Annotated in this window: 19 protein-coding genes; 9 read left to right on the plus strand and 10 right to left on the minus strand. The window is 64.4% G+C overall.

All coding sequences use genetic code 11. The features are described 5' to 3' along the window. Window positions 1–45: 45 nt before the first annotated feature. Window positions 46–1,881: a glutamine--fructose-6-phosphate transaminase (isomerizing) gene (gene glmS / locus BMZ43_RS09765; protein ID WP_068384419.1), complete on the plus strand. Its 1,836-nt coding sequence runs from the start codon at window positions 46–48 to the stop codon at window positions 1,879–1,881. Window positions 1,882–1,899: 18 nt separating this feature from the next. Here the strand turns inward: glmS and BMZ43_RS09770 are convergent, their stop codons facing one another. After that, window positions 1,900–2,235: an NADH:ubiquinone oxidoreductase gene (locus BMZ43_RS09770; protein WP_371913868.1), complete on the minus strand. Its 336-nt coding sequence runs from the start codon at window positions 2,233–2,235 to the stop codon at window positions 1,900–1,902. A 66-nt stretch (window positions 2,236–2,301) separates the two neighbouring features. On the opposite strand from BMZ43_RS09770, the gene BMZ43_RS09775 reads away from it, so the two are divergent. Both BMZ43_RS09775 and BMZ43_RS09780 read left to right on the plus strand, forming a co-directional pair. After that, on the plus strand, window positions 2,302–3,258 hold the full coding sequence (locus BMZ43_RS09775) for a CobW-like GTP-binding protein (protein WP_093252953.1): 957 nt from the start codon (window positions 2,302–2,304) through the stop codon (window positions 3,256–3,258). A gap of 131 nt (window positions 3,259–3,389) precedes the next feature. After that, complete coding sequence (locus tag BMZ43_RS09780; protein WP_064307078.1) at window positions 3,390–4,340, plus strand: energy transducer TonB; 951 nt, start codon at window positions 3,390–3,392, stop codon at window positions 4,338–4,340. 4 nt (window positions 4,341–4,344) lie between these two features. On the opposite strand, the gene ybaL is transcribed toward BMZ43_RS09780, so the two are convergent. From ybaL to BMZ43_RS09805, 5 genes are all read right to left on the minus strand, one after another. Further along, the gene (ybaL, locus tag BMZ43_RS09785; RefSeq protein WP_064307077.1) at window positions 4,345–6,063 is read right to left on the minus strand and encodes a YbaL family putative K(+) efflux transporter; all 1,719 of its coding nucleotides are present in this window, start codon (window positions 6,061–6,063) and stop codon (window positions 4,345–4,347) included. A 74-nt stretch (window positions 6,064–6,137) separates the two neighbouring features. Beyond that, window positions 6,138–6,620: an acyl-CoA thioesterase gene (locus BMZ43_RS09790; RefSeq protein WP_007160109.1), complete on the minus strand. Its 483-nt coding sequence runs from the start codon at window positions 6,618–6,620 to the stop codon at window positions 6,138–6,140. Between the two features lie 62 nt (window positions 6,621–6,682). Beyond that, window positions 6,683–7,441, minus strand: coding sequence for an SDR family NAD(P)-dependent oxidoreductase (locus BMZ43_RS09795; RefSeq protein WP_093252957.1), 759 nt, complete (start codon window positions 7,439–7,441; stop codon window positions 6,683–6,685). Between the two features lie 68 nt (window positions 7,442–7,509). Then, window positions 7,510–7,911, minus strand: coding sequence for an SMI1/KNR4 family protein (locus BMZ43_RS09800; protein WP_017639163.1), 402 nt, complete (start codon window positions 7,909–7,911; stop codon window positions 7,510–7,512). Between the two features lie 179 nt (window positions 7,912–8,090). Beyond that, window positions 8,091–8,948: a Tim44 domain-containing protein gene (locus BMZ43_RS09805; protein WP_093252960.1), complete on the minus strand. Its 858-nt coding sequence runs from the start codon at window positions 8,946–8,948 to the stop codon at window positions 8,091–8,093. A 272-nt stretch (window positions 8,949–9,220) separates the two neighbouring features. On the opposite strand from BMZ43_RS09805, the gene BMZ43_RS09810 reads away from it, so the two are divergent. Continuing rightward, the gene (locus BMZ43_RS09810; protein ID WP_093252963.1) at window positions 9,221–10,981 is read left to right on the plus strand and encodes a cation:proton antiporter; all 1,761 of its coding nucleotides are present in this window, start codon (window positions 9,221–9,223) and stop codon (window positions 10,979–10,981) included. A gap of 180 nt (window positions 10,982–11,161) precedes the next feature. Here the strand turns inward: BMZ43_RS09810 and BMZ43_RS09815 are convergent, their stop codons facing one another. The 3 genes from BMZ43_RS09815 to BMZ43_RS09825 form a co-directional block, all read right to left on the minus strand. Next, a complete protein-coding gene (locus BMZ43_RS09815) occupies window positions 11,162–11,590 on the minus strand; it encodes an EamA family transporter (protein WP_017639166.1) in 429 nt (142 codons plus the stop codon). 3 nt (window positions 11,591–11,593) lie between these two features. Beyond that, window positions 11,594–13,762 (minus strand): DNA helicase II, encoded by a 2,169-nt coding sequence (gene uvrD, locus BMZ43_RS09820; protein WP_017639167.1) that lies wholly within the window; start codon window positions 13,760–13,762, stop codon window positions 11,594–11,596. 132 nt (window positions 13,763–13,894) lie between these two features. Next, complete coding sequence (locus BMZ43_RS09825) at window positions 13,895–14,413, minus strand: Hcp family type VI secretion system effector (RefSeq protein ID WP_017639168.1); 519 nt, start codon at window positions 14,411–14,413, stop codon at window positions 13,895–13,897. A 340-nt stretch (window positions 14,414–14,753) separates the two neighbouring features. Here BMZ43_RS09825 and hexR point away from each other — a divergent pair, with 340 nt between their 5' ends. Both hexR and BMZ43_RS09835 read left to right on the plus strand, forming a co-directional pair. Beyond that, the gene (hexR, locus tag BMZ43_RS09830) at window positions 14,754–15,623 is read left to right on the plus strand and encodes a transcriptional regulator HexR (RefSeq protein ID WP_017639169.1); all 870 of its coding nucleotides are present in this window, start codon (window positions 14,754–14,756) and stop codon (window positions 15,621–15,623) included. 74 nt (window positions 15,624–15,697) lie between these two features. Next, entirely contained in the window at window positions 15,698–15,919 is a 222-nt protein-coding gene (locus BMZ43_RS09835) for a PA3496 family putative envelope integrity protein (protein ID WP_081594569.1), read from the plus strand. On the opposite strand, the gene BMZ43_RS09840 is transcribed toward BMZ43_RS09835, so the two are convergent. Beyond that, complete coding sequence (locus BMZ43_RS09840) at window positions 15,849–16,823, minus strand: LysR family transcriptional regulator (RefSeq protein ID WP_173148799.1); 975 nt, start codon at window positions 16,821–16,823, stop codon at window positions 15,849–15,851. The genes BMZ43_RS09835 and BMZ43_RS09840 overlap by 71 nt on opposite strands. A gap of 138 nt (window positions 16,824–16,961) precedes the next feature. Here BMZ43_RS09840 and BMZ43_RS09845 point away from each other — a divergent pair, with 138 nt between their 5' ends. The 3 genes from BMZ43_RS09845 to BMZ43_RS26890 all read left to right on the plus strand — a co-directional run bounded on the left by BMZ43_RS09845 (window position 16,962) and on the right by BMZ43_RS26890 (window position 20,472). Continuing rightward, window positions 16,962–18,377, plus strand: a complete 1,416-nt coding sequence (locus tag BMZ43_RS09845) for an acetyl-CoA carboxylase biotin carboxylase subunit (RefSeq protein ID WP_064307073.1) — start codon at window positions 16,962–16,964, stop codon at window positions 18,375–18,377. 10 nt (window positions 18,378–18,387) lie between these two features. Next, window positions 18,388–20,193: a sodium-extruding oxaloacetate decarboxylase subunit alpha gene (gene oadA, locus BMZ43_RS09850; protein WP_093252969.1), complete on the plus strand. Its 1,806-nt coding sequence runs from the start codon at window positions 18,388–18,390 to the stop codon at window positions 20,191–20,193. A gap of 147 nt (window positions 20,194–20,340) precedes the next feature. Continuing rightward, complete coding sequence (locus BMZ43_RS26890) at window positions 20,341–20,472, plus strand: hypothetical protein (RefSeq protein ID WP_256562914.1); 132 nt, start codon at window positions 20,341–20,343, stop codon at window positions 20,470–20,472. The last annotated feature ends 16 nt before the right edge of the window (window positions 20,473–20,488 follow it).

The following is a 20,488-nucleotide window of genomic DNA, read 5'->3' on the forward strand; positions in this document are numbered from 1 at the left end:
GCCCAGTCGGGTCGCTGTGGATAAGACCGGCAACGGGAGGTAAGCATGTGTGGAATCGTCGGCGCCATTGCCGAGCGTAACATCACCGCCATTCTGGTCGAGGGTCTCAAGCGCCTGGAATACCGCGGTTACGACAGTGCCGGCCTGGCGTTGCTGGATGCCCAGGGCGAGTTGCAGCGCCTGCGCCGTATCGGCAAGGTCAGCGAACTGGAAGCGGCCCTGCTGGCCGACCCCCTGGCCGGTCGCCTGGGCATCGCCCACACCCGCTGGGCTACCCATGGTGCACCCACCGAAGCCAATGCCCACCCGCATTTCTCCCAGGGTGACGTAGCGGTGGTGCATAACGGCATCATCGAGAACCATGAAGCCCTGCGGGCCCAGCTCAAGGCTCAGGGGTATGTCTTCACCTCCCAGACCGATACCGAGGTCATCGTCCACCTGCTGCACCTCAAGCTGCAGGACAGTGGCGACCTGACCACGGCGCTCAAGGCAGCGGTCAAGGAGCTGCACGGTGCCTACGGCCTGGCGGCGGTCTGGCGCCAGCAGCCGGATCGCCTGGTGGCGACCCGCAGCGGCAGTCCCCTGGTGATCGGCCTCGGCCTCGGCGAGAACTACCTGGCCTCCGACCAACTGGCGCTGCGCCAGGTGACCGACCGCTTCGTCTACCTGGAAGAGGGCGACGTGGCCGAGATCCGCCTGGATCAGGTCAATCTCTGGAATGTGGATGGCGAGCCGGTGCAGCGCGAGACGGTGCAGTACCACGAAGGCAGCGAAGCGGCCGACAAGGGCGCCTATCGCCACTTCATGCTCAAGGAGATCCACGAGCAGCCCAGCGTGGTCCAGCGCACTCTGGAAGGGCGCCTGGGTGATGGGCAGGTGCTGCCCGAGGCCTTTGGTCCCTCGGCGTCCGCGTTGTTCGCCAAGGTGCGCCAGGTACAGATCGTCGCCTGTGGCACCAGCTTCCATGCCGGTTCGGTGGCGCGCTACTGGATCGAGGAATACGTGGGCATTCCCTGCCAGGTGGAGGTGGCCAGCGAATTCCGCTATCGCCGCGTCGCCGTCAGCCCGGACACCCTGTTCGTCACCATCTCCCAGTCCGGCGAGACCGCCGATACCCTGGCGGCCCTTCGCATGGCCAAGCAATCCGGCTATCTGAGCAGCCTGGCGATCTGCAACGTGGCGACCAGCTCGCTGGTACGCGAATCCCAGTTGAGCTTTTTGACCCAGGCCGGTCCCGAGATCGGCGTGGCTTCGACCAAGGCCTTCACCACTCAGCTGGTTTCGCTGCTCCTGCTGACCCTGAGCCTGGGCCGCTGCCAGCAACGCCTGGATGCCGGCATCGAAGCCGAGCTGGTGGCCGAGTTGCGCCGGCTGCCGGCGCGCCTGGACGAAGCCCTGGCCATGGACAAGACCGTGGAAAAGCTGGCGGAATCCTTTGCTGAAAAGCACCACACCCTGTTCCTCGGACGTGGCGAGCAGTACCCGGTGGCCATGGAGGGGGCGCTCAAGCTCAAGGAGATCTCCTACATCCACGCCGAGGCCTATCCGGCCGGTGAGCTCAAGCATGGTCCCCTGGCCCTGGTCGACGCCGATATGCCGGTGGTGACGGTTGCGCCCAACAACGAGTTGCTGGAAAAGCTCAAGTCCAACCTGCAGGAGGTACGGGCGCGGGGCGGTCAGTTGATCGTCTTCGCCGACGAGCGCGCGGCCTTCGAGGAAGGCGAAGGCACCCGCATCGTGCCCATGCCGCATATCCACGATGCCCTGTCGCCGATCCTCTACACCATACCGCTGCAGCTGCTGTCCTATCACGTAGCCGTGTTCAAGGGCACCGACGTGGACCAGCCGCGTAACCTGGCCAAGTCGGTGACCGTGGAATAAACGGTTCCACGTGGAACCTCAGGGCACGCGCCAGTTGCCCTGATTCTGCTGCCGGCAGGCGACGGCCAGGAAGCGGCCGTCGCCAGGTTCGCCGTAGTAGTGGATATCCTGTCGGTAGGGCACGCCTGGGCTGCGTGCGCCCTGACAGATGCCGATCTCACCTACCGGGCAGCGGTCGACGAAGCGGACCTCGGTCTGCTGGTCCTTGAGTTGCGGCTGGCAGAAGCCGTCGCGGAACAGCTGGGCGGGAATGTCGATATTGCTCTGGCAGACCTGCACGTCCACACTGCCCTGACGACTGCGGATCACGCAGGCATCGGCGAGCGCCAACGACGGCAACAGCAGCAGAGTCATCAGCAATCGCCACATTCCAGCCCATCTCCCTGATGAAATCGCCACTCTAGCATCCGACCTCTCACCATGCGCCTCGCCGATATCAAGACCCATGTGATCGCCGGTCCCCTGGGCGCCGGCAAGACCACCCTGATCCGCCAGCTGTTCGCCCAGCGTCCCGCCCATGAGCGTTGGGCGATCCTGGTCAACGAATTCGGCCAGGTCGGTCTCGACGCTGCGCTGATGACTCGCGATGACGCGGGCCTGAGTATCGCCGAGGTCCCGGGTGGTTGCCTGTGCTGCGTCCAAGGCGTGCCCCTGCAGGTAGCCCTCACCCGGTTGCTCCGGCGCGCGCGACCGCAGCGGCTGTTCATCGAGCCTTCCGGCCTGGGCCATCCCGCCAGCCTCTATCGGCAACTCCAGGCGCCGCCCTGGACCGGGGTACTGACTCTGCAACCCCTGATCTGGGTGGTGGATGCCGGACAACTACTGGCAGACCAGGCCCTGCCTGAGGCCCAACAACAGGCACTGGAGCAGGCTGGTCTGATCGTGCTCAACAAGAGCGCTGGCCTGGATCGGACAGATGTGCCTGCGCAACTGGGCGACCGGCCACTGTATTGGACCGAAGGCGGGCGGATCACCCTGGCCGAACTGCCTCTGGTTGATTGTGAGACGTCGGCTGACCATGAGCTACCTGAGCCCATGGCGGCTTCCAGTCCCCAGGCACTGTTGCTGCCCGGGCGCCCGCTGCGCTTCAGCCATACCCAGGAAGGACACCATGCCGTCGGTTGGCGCTGGCATCCCAGCCACCGCTTCGATGGCCCGGCGTTGCTGGGCCTGCTGGGTGGTCTCCCCGGGCTGCTCAGGCTGAAGGCGGTCCTGCAGTTGGCGGATGGTTGGCAGGCCTACAATGGTGTAGCTGGGCAGGGCGATTGGGAGTCGACCCTGTGGCGCCGCGACAATCGGCTGGAGTTGATCCTGGATGAGATGCCGGACCTAGAGGCGCTCGAAAAAGGCCTGCGCGGCACCATTCGCGACATTTGAGGTTGCCAAATCTTTTCAGTTAATGATAATGATTATTAAATTTACTTCCTCTGCGTATAGCTCCCATGGCTCCAACGTCCCTTGCCAAGCCTGAACCTCTCGTAGTTGCTGCGCGTTCCGACGGTGATGAGGTGGAATCCGTTCAGGGTCCTGTCAGGGCCGCCCTGGCAGGCGACGTAGAGCCTGTGGCGGGGGTCAATGCCAAGCGTAGCGAACCCTCGGCCACCATCCTGTCGTTCCGCATGCCCGAGCGTAACGAAGAGATCGTGACGCCGGTGCTGACCCCGGTTGGTGCGGCCGAGCCGGGCGAGCAGCCACCGCGCGACCGCGGCTGGGGCGCTGCCTCGGCGCTGTCGTTGATCATGCACGCCAGCATGGCGGTGGCCTTGTTCATGGTGGTTCAGGCGCCGCCGGAGTTGAAGATCGCCAAGGGCGATGAGCCCATGCAGGTCAGCTTCATCCAATTGCCCAAGCCGGTTCCCGAGCCGCCTGCGCCAACCCCGGCACCGCCCGCGCCACCGCAACCCGAACCGCCGCCACCGGAGCCGCCCAAGCCCGTGGAACCGCCGAAACCGGTGGAGCCACCCAAGCCGGTAGTGGAAAAGCCCAAACCCAAGCCGAAGCCCAAGCCGGTCGAGCACAGCCAGCAGAAGCCGCTGCCGAAAAAGGTCGAACCGGCCCCGGAGCCCGTAGCCCAGGCGACGCCGTCACCAGCACCGGCGGCAACAGCTGCGCCCAGTCAGCCGGCACCGGCCGCCGCGCCTTCCGGTCCGCCAAAGACCGCCGGCCTGCCCACTGGCAGTATCGACGACGCCGACATCCGGCCGATCAAGATGACACCGCCGGAGTATCCGGAAATGCTGCGTCGCCGCGGCGTGGGCGGCGAAGTAAGGGTGATGTTCACCGTGACCGCCGACGGTCGACTGGCTGACATCCAGGTACTGGAAGCCTCCAACAAGCAACTGGAGCGCGCCGTGCTCGACGTGCTGGGCGAATGGCGCTTCGCCCCCCGGGTTTCCGGCGGTCAGATCGTGCCGCGCAAGGCCACCAAGACCTTCAACTTCAAGATCCAGCGCCGCTAGGTCGCTAGGCGGCGGAGCCCCTGGGCGCCGCCTCATGTTCCCCGGGCCGCTCCAGGCCCAGATAGCGGAACATGCCATGGGCGATCTCGCGTTCGCCCATGATCACCTCATCCACGCCATGATTCTCCAGATGCCGGATCTCGTCATCGTGATGGGCACGGGCGAGGATATGCAGGTCCGGCGCCAGCTCGCGCGCGCGGCGGGCGATCTCGGCGGCCTCGAAGCCGTTGGGAATCGCCAGCAGCAGGGCGCGTGCCTCCTTGAGCTTGGCCCGCGCCAGCACCTTGTCCTGGGTCGCGTTGCCCAGGATCGCGGTGAAGCCCTGCTGGCGTAGCGCCGCGACGTGTTCCGGCTCGTCCGCGATCACGATCAGCGGCGGTCCCTGGCGATCCAGGCGATCGCAGATATAGCGACCCACCCGTCCATAGCCCACCAGCACCAGGTGGCCGCTCTGCTCGATCGGCTCGGGTTCGTCGTCCAGTTCCGGTGCGTGCTTGCCCTTGGCATTGATCAGCCGACGACCTTCGCGGCGCTCCATCCACGGCTGCAGGCGATCGATACCGTGGAACAGCAGGGGATTGAGGATGATGGAGATGATGGCGGCGGCCAGGATGAGGTCGTGGGCGCCCTGGTCGAGCAGTTTCAGCGACAGGCCGAGGCTGGCCAGGATAAAGGAGAATTCGCCGATCTGCGCCAGGCTGGCGGCGATGGTCAGGGCCACGCTCAGGGGGCGGCGATAGGCCAGGACGATCAAAGTCGCGGCGATGGACTTGCCGAGGACGATCACCGCCACCGTCGCCAGCACCGCCAGGGGTTGCTCCAGCAGGATCTCTGGATCGAACAGGCAACCCACGGAAAAGAAGAACAGCACGGCGAAGGCTTCGCGCAGGGGCAGCGAATTCTCCGCAGCGTCATGGCTGAGCTCCGATTCGTTGAGCACCACGCCGGCAAAGAAGGCGCCTAGGGCGAAGGACACCCCGAATAGCGAGGCCGAGCCATAGGCGATGCCCATGGCAATGGCCAGGGTCGCCAGGGTGAAGAGTTCGCGTGAACCGGTACGGACTACCCGGGCCAGCAGCCAGGGAATGACCCGTCTCCCCACCAGCAGCATCAGGGCGATGAAGGCACTCACCTTGAGCGCGGTGAGGCCCAGTTCCAGCCCCAGGCTCTGGCCCGGCTCTTCGCCGCTATCGCCACCCAGGGGTCCGGCCAGCGCCGGTAGGATCACCAGGGCCAACACCATCAGCAGGTCTTCCACGATCAGCCAGCCGACGGCGATCCGTCCGCGCCGGCTTTCCACCATCTGGCGTTCTTCCAGGGCCCGCAGCAGCACCACGGTACTGGCCACCGACAGCGACAGGCCAAAGACCAGGCCACTGCCCAGGCCCCAGCCCAGGAAGTGGCTAACCCCCATGCCCATGAGAGTGGCGGCGGCGATCTGCACGATGGCACCGGGAATGGCGATGCGTTTGACCGCCAGCAGATCCTTGATGGAAAAGTGTAGGCCCACGCCGAACATCAGCAGGATGACGCCGATTTCGGTCAGTTCCTTGGACAGCTCGGGATCGGCGACGAAGCCGGGGGTGAAGGGGCCGGCGGCCACGCCGGCAAGCAGATAGCCGGCGATGGGCGGCAGGCGCAGGCGGGTGGCCAGGGTGCCGAAGGCGAAGGCCAGGACCAGGCCGATGGCCAGGGTGGATATCAGAGGGGTGTCATGGGACATGCTGGCTCCAAGGATTTGGATTGCCAGATCCTGGAGCCGCTGCCGTCGAACGACGGCGACCTAGCCGGCAAAACTCAAAAGGTTTCCTTGAGTGCCTGATAGCGCTCTTGAAGTTCCCGACGGATCTGCCGGCGCTGCTGGGCCTGCACACAGCGTCGCTTCTCGTCCGCGGTCACCGGCTCCAGCTGCGGGACCGGGCAGGACTTGCCGTTCTCGTCCACCGCCACCATGGTGAAGAAACAGCTGTTGGTGTGGCGCACCGAACGCTGCTGGATGTTCTCGGTGATCACCTTGACGCCGATTTCCATCGAGGTGGTCCCGGTGTAGTTCACCGAGGCGAGAAAGGTCACCAATTCGCCGACATGCACCGGCTCGCGAAAGATCACCTGATCCACCGAAAGGGTCACCACATAGCGTCCGGCATAGCGGCTGGCACAGGCGTAGGCCACTTCGTCGAGGTGCTTGAGCAGGGCGCCGCCGTGGACATTGCCGGAAAAGTTGGCCAGGTCCGGGGTCATCAGGATGGTCATGCTCAACTGGTGGTTGCCGGCTTCCATGGGCGAATCCTCGAGGGGGGAAAATCCTGTAGACGGCGCAACGGCGCCGTCTGTCACAGCCATCAACGGCCGGCGGAGAGCCCGAAGTCGATGGGCAGGTCGGCACCGGAAATGGCCGCCGCCTGGGGCTGACAGAGGAAATAGACAAACTCGGCCACTTCCTCCGGCTGGATGAAGCGAGCGGTATCGCCCTGGGGGTAGCGATTGAGCAGATTGCGACGATAACCGGCCGGGTCGCCGCTGCCATAGTGGGCGGCCTGAAAGTCCAGCATGGGCGTATCGATGTCGCCCGGCGAGACGGCATTGACCCGCACGCCATCGCGCGCCAGCTCCACTGCCAGATTTTGGCTGAAGAAACGCACTGCCGCCTTGGCGGCGCCATAGGCCGCGGCGCCCGCGATGGGCTGGCGCCCGGCCCCGCTGGCGACGTTGATGATGACGCCGCGATTTTCCTTGAGGAAGGGGATGGCCGCCGAGCACATGAAGAAGGTGGCCTTGAGATTGACCGCCATCACCAGGTCGTAGTCGTCCTCGGTAAAGGTCTCCACCTCGCCTTCGCGCCAGATGCCGGCCGCGTTGATCAGGGCGTCCAGGCGCCCGGTGCGGGCCATGACCTTGCTGACCAGGGAGCGGCAGCCTTCGGCGCTGGAGATATCGGCGGTCACGCTGGAATCCAGGCCGACGATGCCATTGAGTCCGTGCAGGCCCCCGGGATCGCGGTCGGCGGCGGCGACACGCCAGCGGCTCTGGGCGAAGCGTTGCGCCAGGGCGCGGCCGAGGCCGCCCGCGGCGCCGGTGATCAGGACGACGGGAGTGCTCATGACGCTTCCTCCGGAGTGATGGCCTTATCCAGACCCGTGTCAGGCAAGGTCGTTCAGTACCGGCTCGGTCAGCTTTCCAACCAGACGTCGCGAGCCCAGATCCAGACCGAATCCCAGGACTCGTCGGTCAGGTCACCGTCTTCCCACAACAGTACCTCGCCTTCCTGGCTGACGCAGTAGTAACCATCGTCGCTGGCGCAGAGAGGGATGTACTCCCGCGGCAGGCCTTCGTCCCAGGCGGTGGCAGCCACTTCCGGCAGATAGGTATGGGACTGGGGATCGGTGACGGTCACCGGTTCGATACGGCCATAGACCACGTCGCTGACGGTCAGCAGGAATTCGCGGAATTCCGGTGGCAGGCTGATGAGCAGTTCTTCCTCGATCTCGACCAGCAGGTCTTCGTCGGGCAGCTCCAGGGGTACGGGAACGGGTTCGTTTTCTTCACGCAGGCGTTCGATGACGTCTTCCATAGCAGGCCTCTCTCGGAATGCGCGCCGGATAAAGGGAAAGAGGCGCGCAAGGTTAGCAGTTCAGTCCGGGATAACGGCAGCTTCCGTACGGACTTGATAGCGGTTTCGAGAGATGTTCGGCAGGCGACGCCCATGAAAAAGCCCGGCGTAGAGCCGGGCTTTCGGGTAAAGCGCCGTTATCAGGCGTTCTGGCGGATACCGGCCAGCAGCCAAGGCTGGTTCTCGCCGGCCATGCGCTCCATGCGCCAGCTTTCGCTGAACGGCTGGCCCTGGTCGAAACGCGATTCCTTGGACACACCGTTGAAGGTGATGGTGGCGATGGTCTTGCCCTGCAGATCCTCGACACCGTCCAGGGTGGCGTTCAGGTTCTCGATGTAGGTGGACTGGAAGCCTTCGCCCAGCGCGGCGCGCTCGTCACGCAGCCATTGCAGCATCTGCGGGGTGACGAATTCGGAGATCTTGTCCATCTCGTTGGCGTCCCAGTGCTGCTGCAGGCTCATGAAGTGATCACGACCGGCGGCCACGAAGCGCTCGGCATTGAACCAGCTCGGCGCGTTGATCACCGGCGCGGCGCCAGCAGTGGCACCCCCGAACAGACCGCCATTGGTGGGCTGGTTGGGCATCTCACGCTGCATGGGCGCATGACCGGCCACGGCAGGCTGCGGACCGGCCTGCTGCTTGCGACGGGCGATCAGGCGGAAGATCACGAAGGCGATGAGCGCGAGGATCAGGAAGTCGAAGAACTGGAAGCCTTCGAAGCCATCACCCATGAACATGGAGGCCAGCAGGCCGCCGGCGGCGATACCAGCCAGTGGGCCGAGCCAGCGCGAGGCGCCACTGGTACGGGCAGCAGCGGCGGCGCCAGCACCGGCGGCCGGTGCGGCCATGCCCGGCTGCTGTGTCGGTGCGGCCTGGCGGGTCTGGTGAATGGGCGCGGCGCCAGCGGACTTGCCGGCGCCCATGCGTTTGGCATTGGCATCCAGGCTGAGCGTGAGGCCCAGGCACAGGATCATGAAGAAGCTCATCAGGCGTTGCATGTGGTGTTCTCTCAGTGAAGAGTCTGGTGTTGGATACATCTTGCGCTGCCCGGTCAAGTACAGCCAGCGTGAATTGTTTCGGTATTTTGCCCTTTGCGCTCGCCGCCTGGGCCACCAACGTCGCCCCCGCGGACAGCGGAAAATCTCTAGCCACATCAATCTATTACAGATTTTTGCAAAATCCGTCACAAGAGTTTGCAGATGCTAGTCTTGGACTCCAGTCAGCGCAGGTGTCGGGAGATAACCCGGCCCGTCATAGGAGGGCCCGGCCGATGCATGCCTTAGCTTTCATCCAGGACATGGCGGTCATCATGCTGGTGGCCGGCGTGGTGACCATCCTGTTTCACCGCCTCAAGCAGCCCGTGGTCCTGGGTTACATCCTCGCCGGCTTCATCATCGGACCCCATACCCCGCCATTCGGTCTGATCCACGACGAAGAAAGCATCAAGACCCTCGCCGAGGTGGGAGTGATCTTCCTGATGTTCAGTCTTGGCCTTGAGTTTTCACTGCGCAAACTGTTCCGGGTAGGCGCCACGGCCTTCATCGCGGCCTTCCTGGAGATCAGCCTGATGCTCTGGCTGGGTTATCAGGTAGGCCAGATGTTCGGCTGGTCGCACATGGATTCGCTGTTCCTCGGCGCCATCCTGGCCATCTCCTCGACCACCATCATCGTCAAGGCACTCAACGAGCTGAAGATGAAGCACGAGCGCTTCGCCCAGCAGATCTTTGGCGTGCTGATCGTCGAGGACATCCTCGGCATCGGCATCATCGCGCTGCTGTCGGGGCTGGCGGTAAGCGGTTCGGTGGAACCGGGAGCTGTGGCCTCGACCCTGGGCAAGCTGAGTCTGTTCATGATCGTGGCGCTGGTGATCGGCATCCTGCTGGTGCCGCGGCTGCTGGCCTACGTGGCAAAGTTCGAAAGCAACGAGATGCTGCTGATCACGGTGCTAGGGCTGTGCTTCGGCTTCTGCCTGCTGGTCGCCAAGCTGGAATACAGTGTGGTACTGGGGGCCTTCCTGATCGGCGCCATCATGGCCGAGTCCCGTCAGTTGCTGAAGATCGAGACGCTGGTGGAGCCACTGCGCGACATGTTCAGCGCCATCTTCTTCGTCGCCATCGGCCTGCTGCTCGATCCCAAGGTGCTGGTCGAATACGCCTGGCCGATCACGGTGATCAGCGTCGCCGTGGTACTGGGCAAGATCCTCGCCTGCAGCCTGGGTACCCTGATCGCCGGCAATGATGGTCGTACCTCACTGCGAGTGGGCATGGGCCTGGCGCAGATCGGCGAGTTCTCCTTCATCATCGCCACCCTGGGCATCACCCTTGGCGTCACCAGTCATTTCCTCTATCCGGTGGCGGTCGCCGTATCGGCGGTCACTACGCTGCTTACGCCCTACCTGATCAAGGCCGCCGATCCGCTGGCGCTGTGGATCGGACGCTGGCTGCCGCAGCCTCTACAGCGGGTACTAGGCATCTATGGCGAATGGTTGCGTAGCATCCAGCCACAGGGCGAGAAGGCGGTACTGGCCGGGATGATGAGACGTATCCTGCTGCAAGTCGGCATCAACCTGTCGCTGGTGATCGCAATTTTCCTAGGCGGCGCCTATTTCGCCAACGGCTTGGCGGGTTGGCTTGGCACCTGGATTGCTGATCCCGACCTGCAGAAGGCCTGCATCTGGGGTGGAGCGTTGCTCTTGTCGCTGCCCTGCCTGATCGCCGCCTATCGCAAGCTCAAGGCCCTGGCCATGCTGATGGCAGAACTCAGCGTGCGGCAGAACCAGGCCGGACGCTATACCCAGCCGGTGCGGCGTCTGGTCAGTGAACTGATCCCGCTGCTGTCGCTGGCCGGCATGCTGGTGCTGCTAGCCGCCTTGAGCAGTAGCATCCTGCCTCGTGGTGAGCTGTTGCTGCTGATCGGCCTGGTCGCGGTGGTGGTGATCGCGGTGCTGTGGCGCTGGTTCATCCGCGTGCATTCGCGGCTGCAGATCGCCTTCATCGAAACCCTGGAGCAGGACAAGGGCGGACATCATTAGGCCGCTTTTGCGCAATCCAGCCATTGCCGGCTGGGGATCGACGCGGCAGAATCGCTCTAAGTCGCTCGTTTGAATAAGCGGGTCGATGGCAAAGGAATGCGCAATGCAGGAAATGGGCTTGGCCGCTTTCTGCCTTCCGGCAATCTCCCACCGGCGGTCAGGCCCTTTTCCTGCGCCCCTTCAAGGTCGCCAGGCAAGCAGCAGTACGCCCCCGCCAATGGCGGCGATGCCGCACCACTGGCGCAGGTCCAGGCGCTCGCCCAGCAGCGCCACACCAAAGATCGCCACCAGCACCACGCTCAACTTGTCCACCGGCGCCACCAGCGAGGCCGGGCCCAGCTTGAGCGCGCGGTAGTAGCACAGCCAGGACAGGCCGGTGGCCACGCCCGAGAGCAGCAGGAACAGATAGCTACGGCCGGCGATGCTGGCCAGGGGTTGCGCCTGCCCGGTAGCCAGGACGATGGCCGCCAGGACCACCACGACCACCAGGGTGCGCAACAGGGTGGCGAAGTCGGCGTTGACCTGTTCCACGCCGAGCTTGCCGAAGATGGCCGTGAGCGCGGCGAAGGCCGCTGCCAGGAGCGCCCAGAACAGCCAGGAACTGGTCATCGCCTAGAGCGGTTCGAGCTTGGCGTAGCTCACCATCAGCCACTTGCTGCCTTCGGACTTGAAGTTCACCTGCACCCGGGCATGGGCGCCGGAGCCCTCGTAGTTGAGGATGACACCGTCGCCGAACAGGGCATGACGCACCGGCTGGCCGAGGCTGAAGGTGGTTTCCGGCACCGGTGCCTGGGCGAAGAGGTTGGGACGGCTGCCGGCGAAGGGCTGCTTGACCGCATTGGACAGCCGCACCTCCTGGATCAGGCCATCCGGTACCTCGCGGACGAAGCGCGAAACCTTGTTGTAGGTCTCGCTGCCATAGAGCCGACGGGTCTCCGCATAGCTCATCACCAGCCGGCGCATGGCGCGGGTGATACCCACATAGGCCAGGCGGCGTTCCTCTTCCAACCGGCCAGGCTCTTCCAGGCTCATCTTGTGCGGGAACAGCCCTTCCTCCATGCCAGCCAGGAACACCAGCGGGAATTCCAGGCCCTTGGCGCTGTGCAGGGTCATCAACTGGACGCTGTCTTCGTGGCTGTCGGCCTGGGTATCGCCGGACTCCAGCGCCGCATGGTCGAGGAAGGCCGCCAGGGGCGTCATCTCCTCGTCGCCGCTGAAGTCGAAGGAGCGGGCGGCGCTGACCAGTTCTTCCAGGTTTTCCACGCGAGCCTGACCCTTTTCGCCCTTTTCTTCCTTGTGGAAGGTGACCAGGCCGGTCTGTTCGATGATCTGCTGCACCAGATTGTGCAGGGACAGGTCCTCGGCCTTGAGCGCCAGGGTATCGACCAGCTCGACGAAGACGTTGAGCGCCGAGGCGGCACGACCGGACACCGCGCGGGCACCGACCAGGTCGTGCAACGCCTGCCACAGCGAGGTGTTCTGGGCACGCGCGGCGGTGCGCAGCGCTTCCACGGTCTTTTCACCGATGCCCCGCGGCGGCACGTTGATCACCCGCTCCAGGGCGGCATCGTCGTGGCGATGCTGGATCAGCCGCAGGTAGGCCATGGCGTTCTTGATTTCGGCACGCTCGAAGAACCTCAGGCCGCCATAGATGCGATAGGGGATCTTCTCGCGCAGCAGTGCCTCTTCCAGCACCCGTGACTGGGCGTTGGAGCGGTAGAGGATGGCCATCTCGCTGCGCCGGGTGCCCTTCTTGAACTCGCTCTCGATGGTCTCGACGATGTAGCGTGCCTCGTCGTGCTCGTTGAAGCCGGCATAGAGGGTGATGGCCTCGCCTTCGCCGGTATCGGTCCACAATTCCTTGCCGAGCCGGCCGAAGTTGTGGGCGATCAGACCGTTGGCGGCCTTGAGGATGGTGTCGGTGGAGCGGTAGTTCTGCTCCAGGCGGATGATCTCCGCCGAGAAGTCCTCGTTGAATTGCTGGATGTTCTCGATCTTGGCACCGCGCCAGCCATAGATGGACTGGTCGTCGTCGCCCACCACCATGAGACTGGCACCATTCTGGGCGAGGTGCTTGAGCCAGGCGTACTGGACGGCGTTGGTATCCTGGAATTCGTCCACCAAGAGATGCTGGAAGCGCCGCTGGTAGTGTTCCAGCAGGCTGGGATTGTTGCGCCAGAGATCCAGGGCGCGCAGCAACAGCTCGGAGAAGTCGATCACCCCGGCACGGGCGCAGGCCGCCTCGTAGGCTTCGTAGATGCTGCGCATGGTGCTGAGGAAGAGGTCACCGGCGGCCTGGATGTGCTGCGGCCGCAGGCCCTCGTCCTTCTGGCCATTGATGAACCACTGCGCCTGGCGCGCTGGCCAGCGCTGCTCGTCGAGGCCCAGTTCGCGGATCACCCGCTTGACGATGCGCTGCTGGTCATCGCTGTCGAGGATCTGGAAATTCTGCGACAGCCCCGCTTCCTGCCAGTGGGCACGCAGCAGACGGTGGGCCAGGCCGTGGAAGGTGCCGACCCACATGCCCTGCGGACTCATGCCCAGCAATTGCTCGATGCGGTGGCGCATCTCGGCGGCGGCCTTGTTGGTGAAGGTCACCGAGAGGATGGAGTGCGGCGAGGCGCGCTCGACCTGGATCAGCCAGGCGATGCGGTGCACCAGCACCCGGGTCTTGCCCGAGCCGGCACCGGCCAGGACCAGTTGGCGACCCAGGGGCGCGGCTACGGCCTGGCGCTGGGCATCGTTGAGGGAATTGAGCAGCAGGGAGATGTCGTCGTTCATCGCCGTATTCTACCGATGCGGTGAAAGGAGCGCCAAACCGGACGGATGGGAGGCGAAGCGGGTAGGGCAGGACAGCCGAACCCCGGCCAGCGGGTCTGGCCGGGGTTCGAAAGGACGCCTGTGATCGATGCGTCAGGCGGCGATCGGCGAGCGCCAGTCGTCGGAGCCGGAGGTGCCGGAGACCTCATGGGTCCAGACGATCTTGCGGTAGGTGAAGTAGACGTCTTCGAGGTGGGTGAAGTGCGCCATGCTCGGGTCCTGGCAGTTGGGCATGCGCGACTGGACGTCGACGATGATGGCGTCCTCCAGCTCGATGGTGAAGTAGTGCTCCTGGGTACCGGTGGCCGAGGTGCGGTACCACTCCAGGCGGCACTTGCCGAGGCGTTCGCCGGAGGTGAGGGCGTTGAAGATCAGCGGCGAGGCCTTGTCGAAGACCTTGGTGATCATCAGCGGCTTGTGCACGCGCTGGCCGGTGGGCTGACCGGACTGGGGATCGCGGGGAATGATCACCTGATGGTTGAAGGCCTGGACCAGGATCTGGTCTTCGTGGCCTTCCTGGAAGATGTTGCCGACCGAGTCCTCGGTAAAGGTGCCAGCGGTGATCAGGCCTTGCTTGGTGCCTTCGAGGGACAGGTACGCGGGGGTTGGCATGGTGCTCTCCTTGCCTGGTGATAGGGCTTCATGGCCCGGGTACCAAGACCTAACAAGGGTTGTGCCAGAACTGAAAAATCCTTTCTGATCAGTAGGTTGAAAAAAGACTACAGAGCACGGGCGGAGCGACTGTGCGCTCCTGCGCGGAAATCTGCGCAAGGCCTTGCGCAGAGCGGTTCAAAAGCTGCCCAGTTTCCGGTAGTGGCTTGTTCAGGCGACTACCTGGTGCCGGTACGACCGTGAGAAGGGCCCTGCTGAATCGTAATGACCAAGAGCCTTGGCGACCGTTATGTAGTATAAGTACGGCGCACTACATCCGCCCGCTAGACGAGACACGCCTGTGAACCTCATGCAACACATTGCTCAATCCCGCCACCTGCTGCGCAAGTCGGAGCTCAAGGTCGCCGAGCAGGTCATGGTGGATCCGGCTGCCGTCATGCACAGCTCCATGGCCGACCTCGCCCACAACGTTGGCGTCAGCGAGCCCACCATCGTGCGTTTCTGCCGGGCCATCGGCTGCGATGGATTCCAGGATCTCAAGCTGCGCCTGGCCCAGAGCCTGGCGGCGGGGGCCAGTTTCGGCCAGTTCGCCATCCACGAGAACGATGCGGTGGAGGACTTCAGCCTGAAGATCTTCGACACCACCTTGCACACCCTCATGGACGTGCGCGAGCGCCTGGACATGCGGGCCCTGGAAACGGCCATCGAGGCGATTGCCAAGGCCCAGCGGGTGATGTTCTACGGCTTTGGCGCCTCGGGTTCGGTGGCCAACGACGCCCAGCACAAGTTCTTTCGCCTGCAGCTCAGCGCCACCGCCTATTCCGATCCGCACATGCAGGCGATGTCGGCGGCGACCCTGACGCCTTCCGATGCGGCCATCTGCATCTCCCAGTCGGGGCGTTCCAAGGATCTGCTGATCACCGCCAATCTGGTGCGCGACAACGGCGCCGCGCTGATCACCATCTGCCCGGGGCAGACGCCGCTGGCCGATCTGTCCACGGTCAACATCGCCATCGACGTGCACGAGGACACCGACATCTATGTGCCCCTGACCTCGCGCATCGCCCACCTGGTGGTGATCGATGTGCTGGCCATGGGCGTGGCCATGTCCCGTGGTCCGGCGCTGGTCGAGCATCTCAAGAGCGTGAAGCGCAGCCTGCGCAGCTTGCGACTGTCGTCAAAGTCGACCAAGCACAGCGACACTCAATAGTCGTCTCGCTGTCGCCAAACCGTCACCTGTTAGGGTGAAGCTGCCCATTCCGATCCCAGCCCGGAGGAATTGGCATGACCGCTCTCATCCAGCAATCCAGCGTTCGTCTCGACAGCAAGACTCGCAGAAAGCTACAGGATCAACGGCGGATGAAATTCCGCCGTGCCATCGAGGCCCGAGCCGAAGAACAGCGGCTTGCCGTGGAGCTCGATGAACTGCTGTTTCTCAATCAGCTGCTGGACGAACGCCAGGCCCAGCGCCGACAGCAGGCTCCAGGGCAATACCTAACGCATTGATCAGGCTGCGCTGGCCGCGCAGATAGTCGACGAAGGCCTGGGCCACTGGCGACAGCGGCTTGCCACGGACCTGGACCACGCACCAGGAACGTCGCAGCGGCAATTCGGCGACGTCCAGCTCGACCAGGCTGCCGGCGGCGAGATCGCTGCGAATGGCCTGGCGCGGCAGCAGGGCCAGCCCGAGGCCGGCGCGGACCGCTTCGCGTTGTGCCTCGAAGGCGCCGATCTCCAGTTGTTCGGCGAAGTGGGCGCGCTTCTGCTTGAGATAGTCCTCGCAGGCCTGGCGCGTGCCGGAGCCGACTTCGCGCACCAGCAGCGGATAGGTCGTCAGGTCGCGCAGGCTCAGCCCGCGGCGCCCGGCCAGAGCATGGCCCGGGCGCGCCACGGCGACGATGGCGTTGTCCAGCAGCGGCAGGAACTCCAGATCCGTGCCGCTCGGCACGCCGGACATCAGCGCCACGTCTTCGCGATTCTCCGTCAGCCGTCGTAGCACCCGGGCATGGTTGCCCACGGTCAGCGCCAGATCGACCTGGGGATGGCTGCTACGAAACTGGCTGAACAGGTGCGGTGCCAGGTACTGGGCGCTGCTCTCCACCCCCAGGCGTAACTGGCCGTGCAGGGCACCGCGCAGATTCGACAGCTGCATGTCCAGGCTGCCCAGCCGGGCGAAGAGATCGCGACCGGTCTGACGCAAGGCCTCGCCGGCCTCGGTGAGATAGAGGGTGCGATTGACGTAGTTGAACAGCGGCGCGCCCACCACCTCTTCGAGCTGGCGCACCTGCAGGCTCACCGCCGGCTGGGTGAGCGCCATGATGTCGGCCGCGCGGCTGTAGGAGCGGGCCTCGCAGACGGCCTCGAACACCTGCAGCTGGCGGAAGGTGAGTCGCATCAAGGGCTTGCGCATGGGCATCGGCGAGATACATAAGGGATGACTTATGGAGTATCCAACAATTATTTATTTTCCATAAGAGAGGCCCTGGCGTAGCTTCGGATCACCGGCAATAACAAGCGGCTGCAGGTTGCAGCAGACAAGGAGCCAGGTGTGATCAAGAAGATACTTATCGCCAATCGGGGCGAGATCGCCGTGCGCATCGTGCGTGCCTGTGCCGAGATGGGCATCCGCTCGGTAGCGGTCTATTCCGACGCCGATCGCCAAGCGCTCCACGTGAAACGTGCCGACGAAGCCCATGGGATCGGCAGCGATCCGCTGGAGGGCTATCTCAACCCGCGCAAGCTGGTGAACCTGGCCGTGGAGACCGGCTGCGATGCCCTGCATCCCGGCTATGGCTTCCTTTCCGAAAACGCCGAACTGGCGGAAATCTGCGCCCAGCGCGGTATCCGCTTCATCGGGCCGTCCGCCGAGGTCATTCGCCGCATGGGCGACAAGACCGAAGCGCGGCGCAGCATGATCGCCGCCGGCGTGCCCTGCACCCCGGGCACCGAGGGCAACGTGGCGGACATCGCCGAGGCCCTGCGCGAAGGCGATCGTATCGGTTACCCGGTGATGCTCAAGGCCACCTCCGGCGGCGGCGGGCGCGGTATCCGTCGCTGCAACTCGCGCGAGGAGCTGGAGCAGGCCTATCCGCGGGTGATTTCCGAGGCGACCAAGGCCTTCGGCTCGGCCGAGGTGTTTCTCGAGAAGTGCATCGTCAATCCCAAGCACATCGAGGCGCAGATCCTCGCCGACAGCCACGGCAACACCGTGCATCTGTTCGAGCGCGACTGCTCCATCCAGAGGCGCAACCAGAAGCTGATCGAGATCGCCCCCAGCCCCCAGCTGACTCCCGAGCAGCGCGCCTACATCGGTGATCTCGCCGTGCGTGCCGCCAAGGCGGTGGGCTACGAGAACGCCGGTACCGTGGAATTCCTGCTCGCCGAGGGCGAGGTGTATTTCATGGAGATGAACACCCGGGTGCAGGTGGAGCACACCATCACCGAGGAAATCACCGGCATCGACATCGTCCGCGAGCAGATCCGCATCGCTTCCGGGCTGCCGCTGTCCTTTGCCCAGGAAGACGTCCAGCACCGCGGCTTCGCCCTGCAGTTCCGCATCAACGCCGAGGATCCCAAGAACAACTTCCTGCCGAGCTTCGGCAAGATCACCCGCTACTACGCGCCGGGCGGCCCGGGGGTGCGTACCGACACCGCCATCTACACCGGCTACGTGATACCGCCGTACTACGATTCCATGTGTCTCAAGCTGATCGTCTGGGCGCTGACCTGGGAAGAGGCCATGGACCGTGGCCTGCGCGCCCTGGACGACATGCGCGTGCAGGGGGTGAAGACCACCGCGCCCTATTACCAGGCCATCCTGCGCGATCCCGAATTCCGCAGCGGGCGCTTCAACACCAGCTTCGTGGAGAGCCATCCGGAGCTGACCCAGTACTCGATCAAGCGCAACCCGACGCACCTGGCCATCGCCATCGCCGCCGCCATCGCCGCCCATGCCGGTTTGTAAGGACAGAACAATGAAAAGCATCCAGATCACCGACACCATCCTGCGCGACGCCCACCAATCGCTGCTGGCGACCCGCATGCGTACCGAAGACATGCTGCCGATCTGCGCCAAGCTCGACCAGGTCGGCTACTGGTCGCTGGAAGTCTGGGGCGGCGCCACCTTCGACGCCTGCGTGCGCTTCCTCAAGGAAGACCCCTGGGAGCGTCTGCGCCAGCTGCGCCAGGCGCTGCCCAATACCCGCCTGCAGATGCTCCTGCGCGGGCAGAATCTGCTGGGCTATCGGCACTACAGCGATGATGTGGTCGAGGCCTTCGTCGAGCGCGCGGCAGCCAATGGCATCGACGTCTTCCGTATCTTCGATGCCATGAACGATGTGCGTAACCTGGAGACCGCCATCCGGGCGGTCAAGGCCAGCGGCAAGCACGCCCAGGGTACCCTCTGCTACACCACCAGCCCGGTACACAGCGTGGCGGCCTTCGTCGACCAGGCCAAGCGCATGGCCGACTTGGGCGTGGATTCCATCGCCATCAAGGACATGGCCGGTCTGCTCACCCCCTATGCCACCGGCGAGCTGGTCAAGGCGCTCAAGGAGGCCCTGACGCTGGATGTGGTGGTGCACTCCCACGACACCGCCGGGGTGGCCGCCATGTGCCAGCTCAAGGCGGTGGAGAACGGCGCCGACCGCATCGACACGGCGATCTCCAGCATGGCCTGGGGCACCAGCCACCCGGGTACCGAATCCATGGTCGCCGCCTTGCGCGATACGCCCTACGACACCGGGCTGGACCTGGAACTGCTGCAGGAGATCGGCCTGTACTTCCATGCGGTGCGCAAGAAGTACCACCAGTTCGAGAGCGAATTCACCGGGGTCGATACCCGGGTGCAGGTCAACCAGGTGCCGGGCGGCATGATCTCCAACCTGGCCAACCAGTTGCGCGAGCAGGGCGCCCTCAATCGCATGAACGAGGTGCTGGAGGAGATCCCGCGGGTGCGCAAGGACCTGGGCTATCCGCCCCTGGTGACGCCGACCTCGCAGATCGTCGGCACCCAGGCCTTCTTCAACGTGCTGGCCGGCGAGCGCTACAAGACCATCACCAACGAGGTGAAGCTCTATCTGCAGGGTCGCTACGGCAAGGCGCCGGGCGCCATCTGCGAGCAGTTGCGCAAGCAGGCCATCGGCCAGGAAGAGGTCATCGAGGGGCGTCCGGCCGATCTGCTCAGCCCCGAGCTGGCGCGACTGCGTGCCGAGATCGGCGACCTGGCCAAGCGCGAAGAGGACGTGATGACCTTCGCCATGTTCCCCGATATCGGACGCAAATTCCTCGAAGAACGCGCTGCCGGCACCCTGGTGCCGGAAGCCTTGCTGCCCATGCCGTCGGCCGATGGCGTGGCCGCGGTGGGTGGCCAGGGTGTGCCGACCGCCTTCAGCGTCGATGTGCACGGCGAGACCTACCAGGTCGACATCACTGGCATCGGCCTCAAGAGCGAGGGCAAGCGGCACTTCTACCTGTCCATCGACGGCGTGCCGGAAGAGGTGGTGTTCGAGGCCAGCGGCGATTTCGTCGCCGAAGGCGGCCAGCGGCGGCGCCAGGCGGAGCGTCCGGGCGATGTCAGCACCACCATGCCAGGCAACATCGTCGAGGTGCTGGTCAAGGAAGGCGATCAGGTCAAGGCCGGGCAGGGCGTGCTGGTCACCGAAGCCATGAAGATGGAGACCGAGATCCAGGCACCCATCGCCGGCACCGTCATCGCGGTGCGGGTGGCCAAGGGCGACCGGGTCAATCCGGGTGAAGTCTTGATTGAAATCGAAGGCTGAGATCACTTCGATTTCCCTCGGGGGCCACTAGGCCCCCTTTTTTATGGGCGGTTTCTATCCATTCGATTGAGAAAAAGCACTAACGCCTCTCGATAGGGTCTGCTATTTAATATAGCCAAGGCTATAACGATCCCGGGAGGATTCGCGATGCTGAAAGATCTGAAAAGACGTGCTCTGCGTGGACTACTGGACAAGCTGCTCGATCAGCACGCCGAACGTCGCCCGCTGGAGACCCAGCCCGAGCGTTCGCGCAGCGCTCTGGTGCACGCCGCGCACTGATCTTCTACCTAGCAGG

Source organism: Pseudomonas sp. Snoq117.2 (assembly GCF_900110545.1).
GTDB lineage: Bacteria > Pseudomonadota > Gammaproteobacteria > Pseudomonadales > Pseudomonadaceae > Chryseomonas > Chryseomonas benzopyrenica.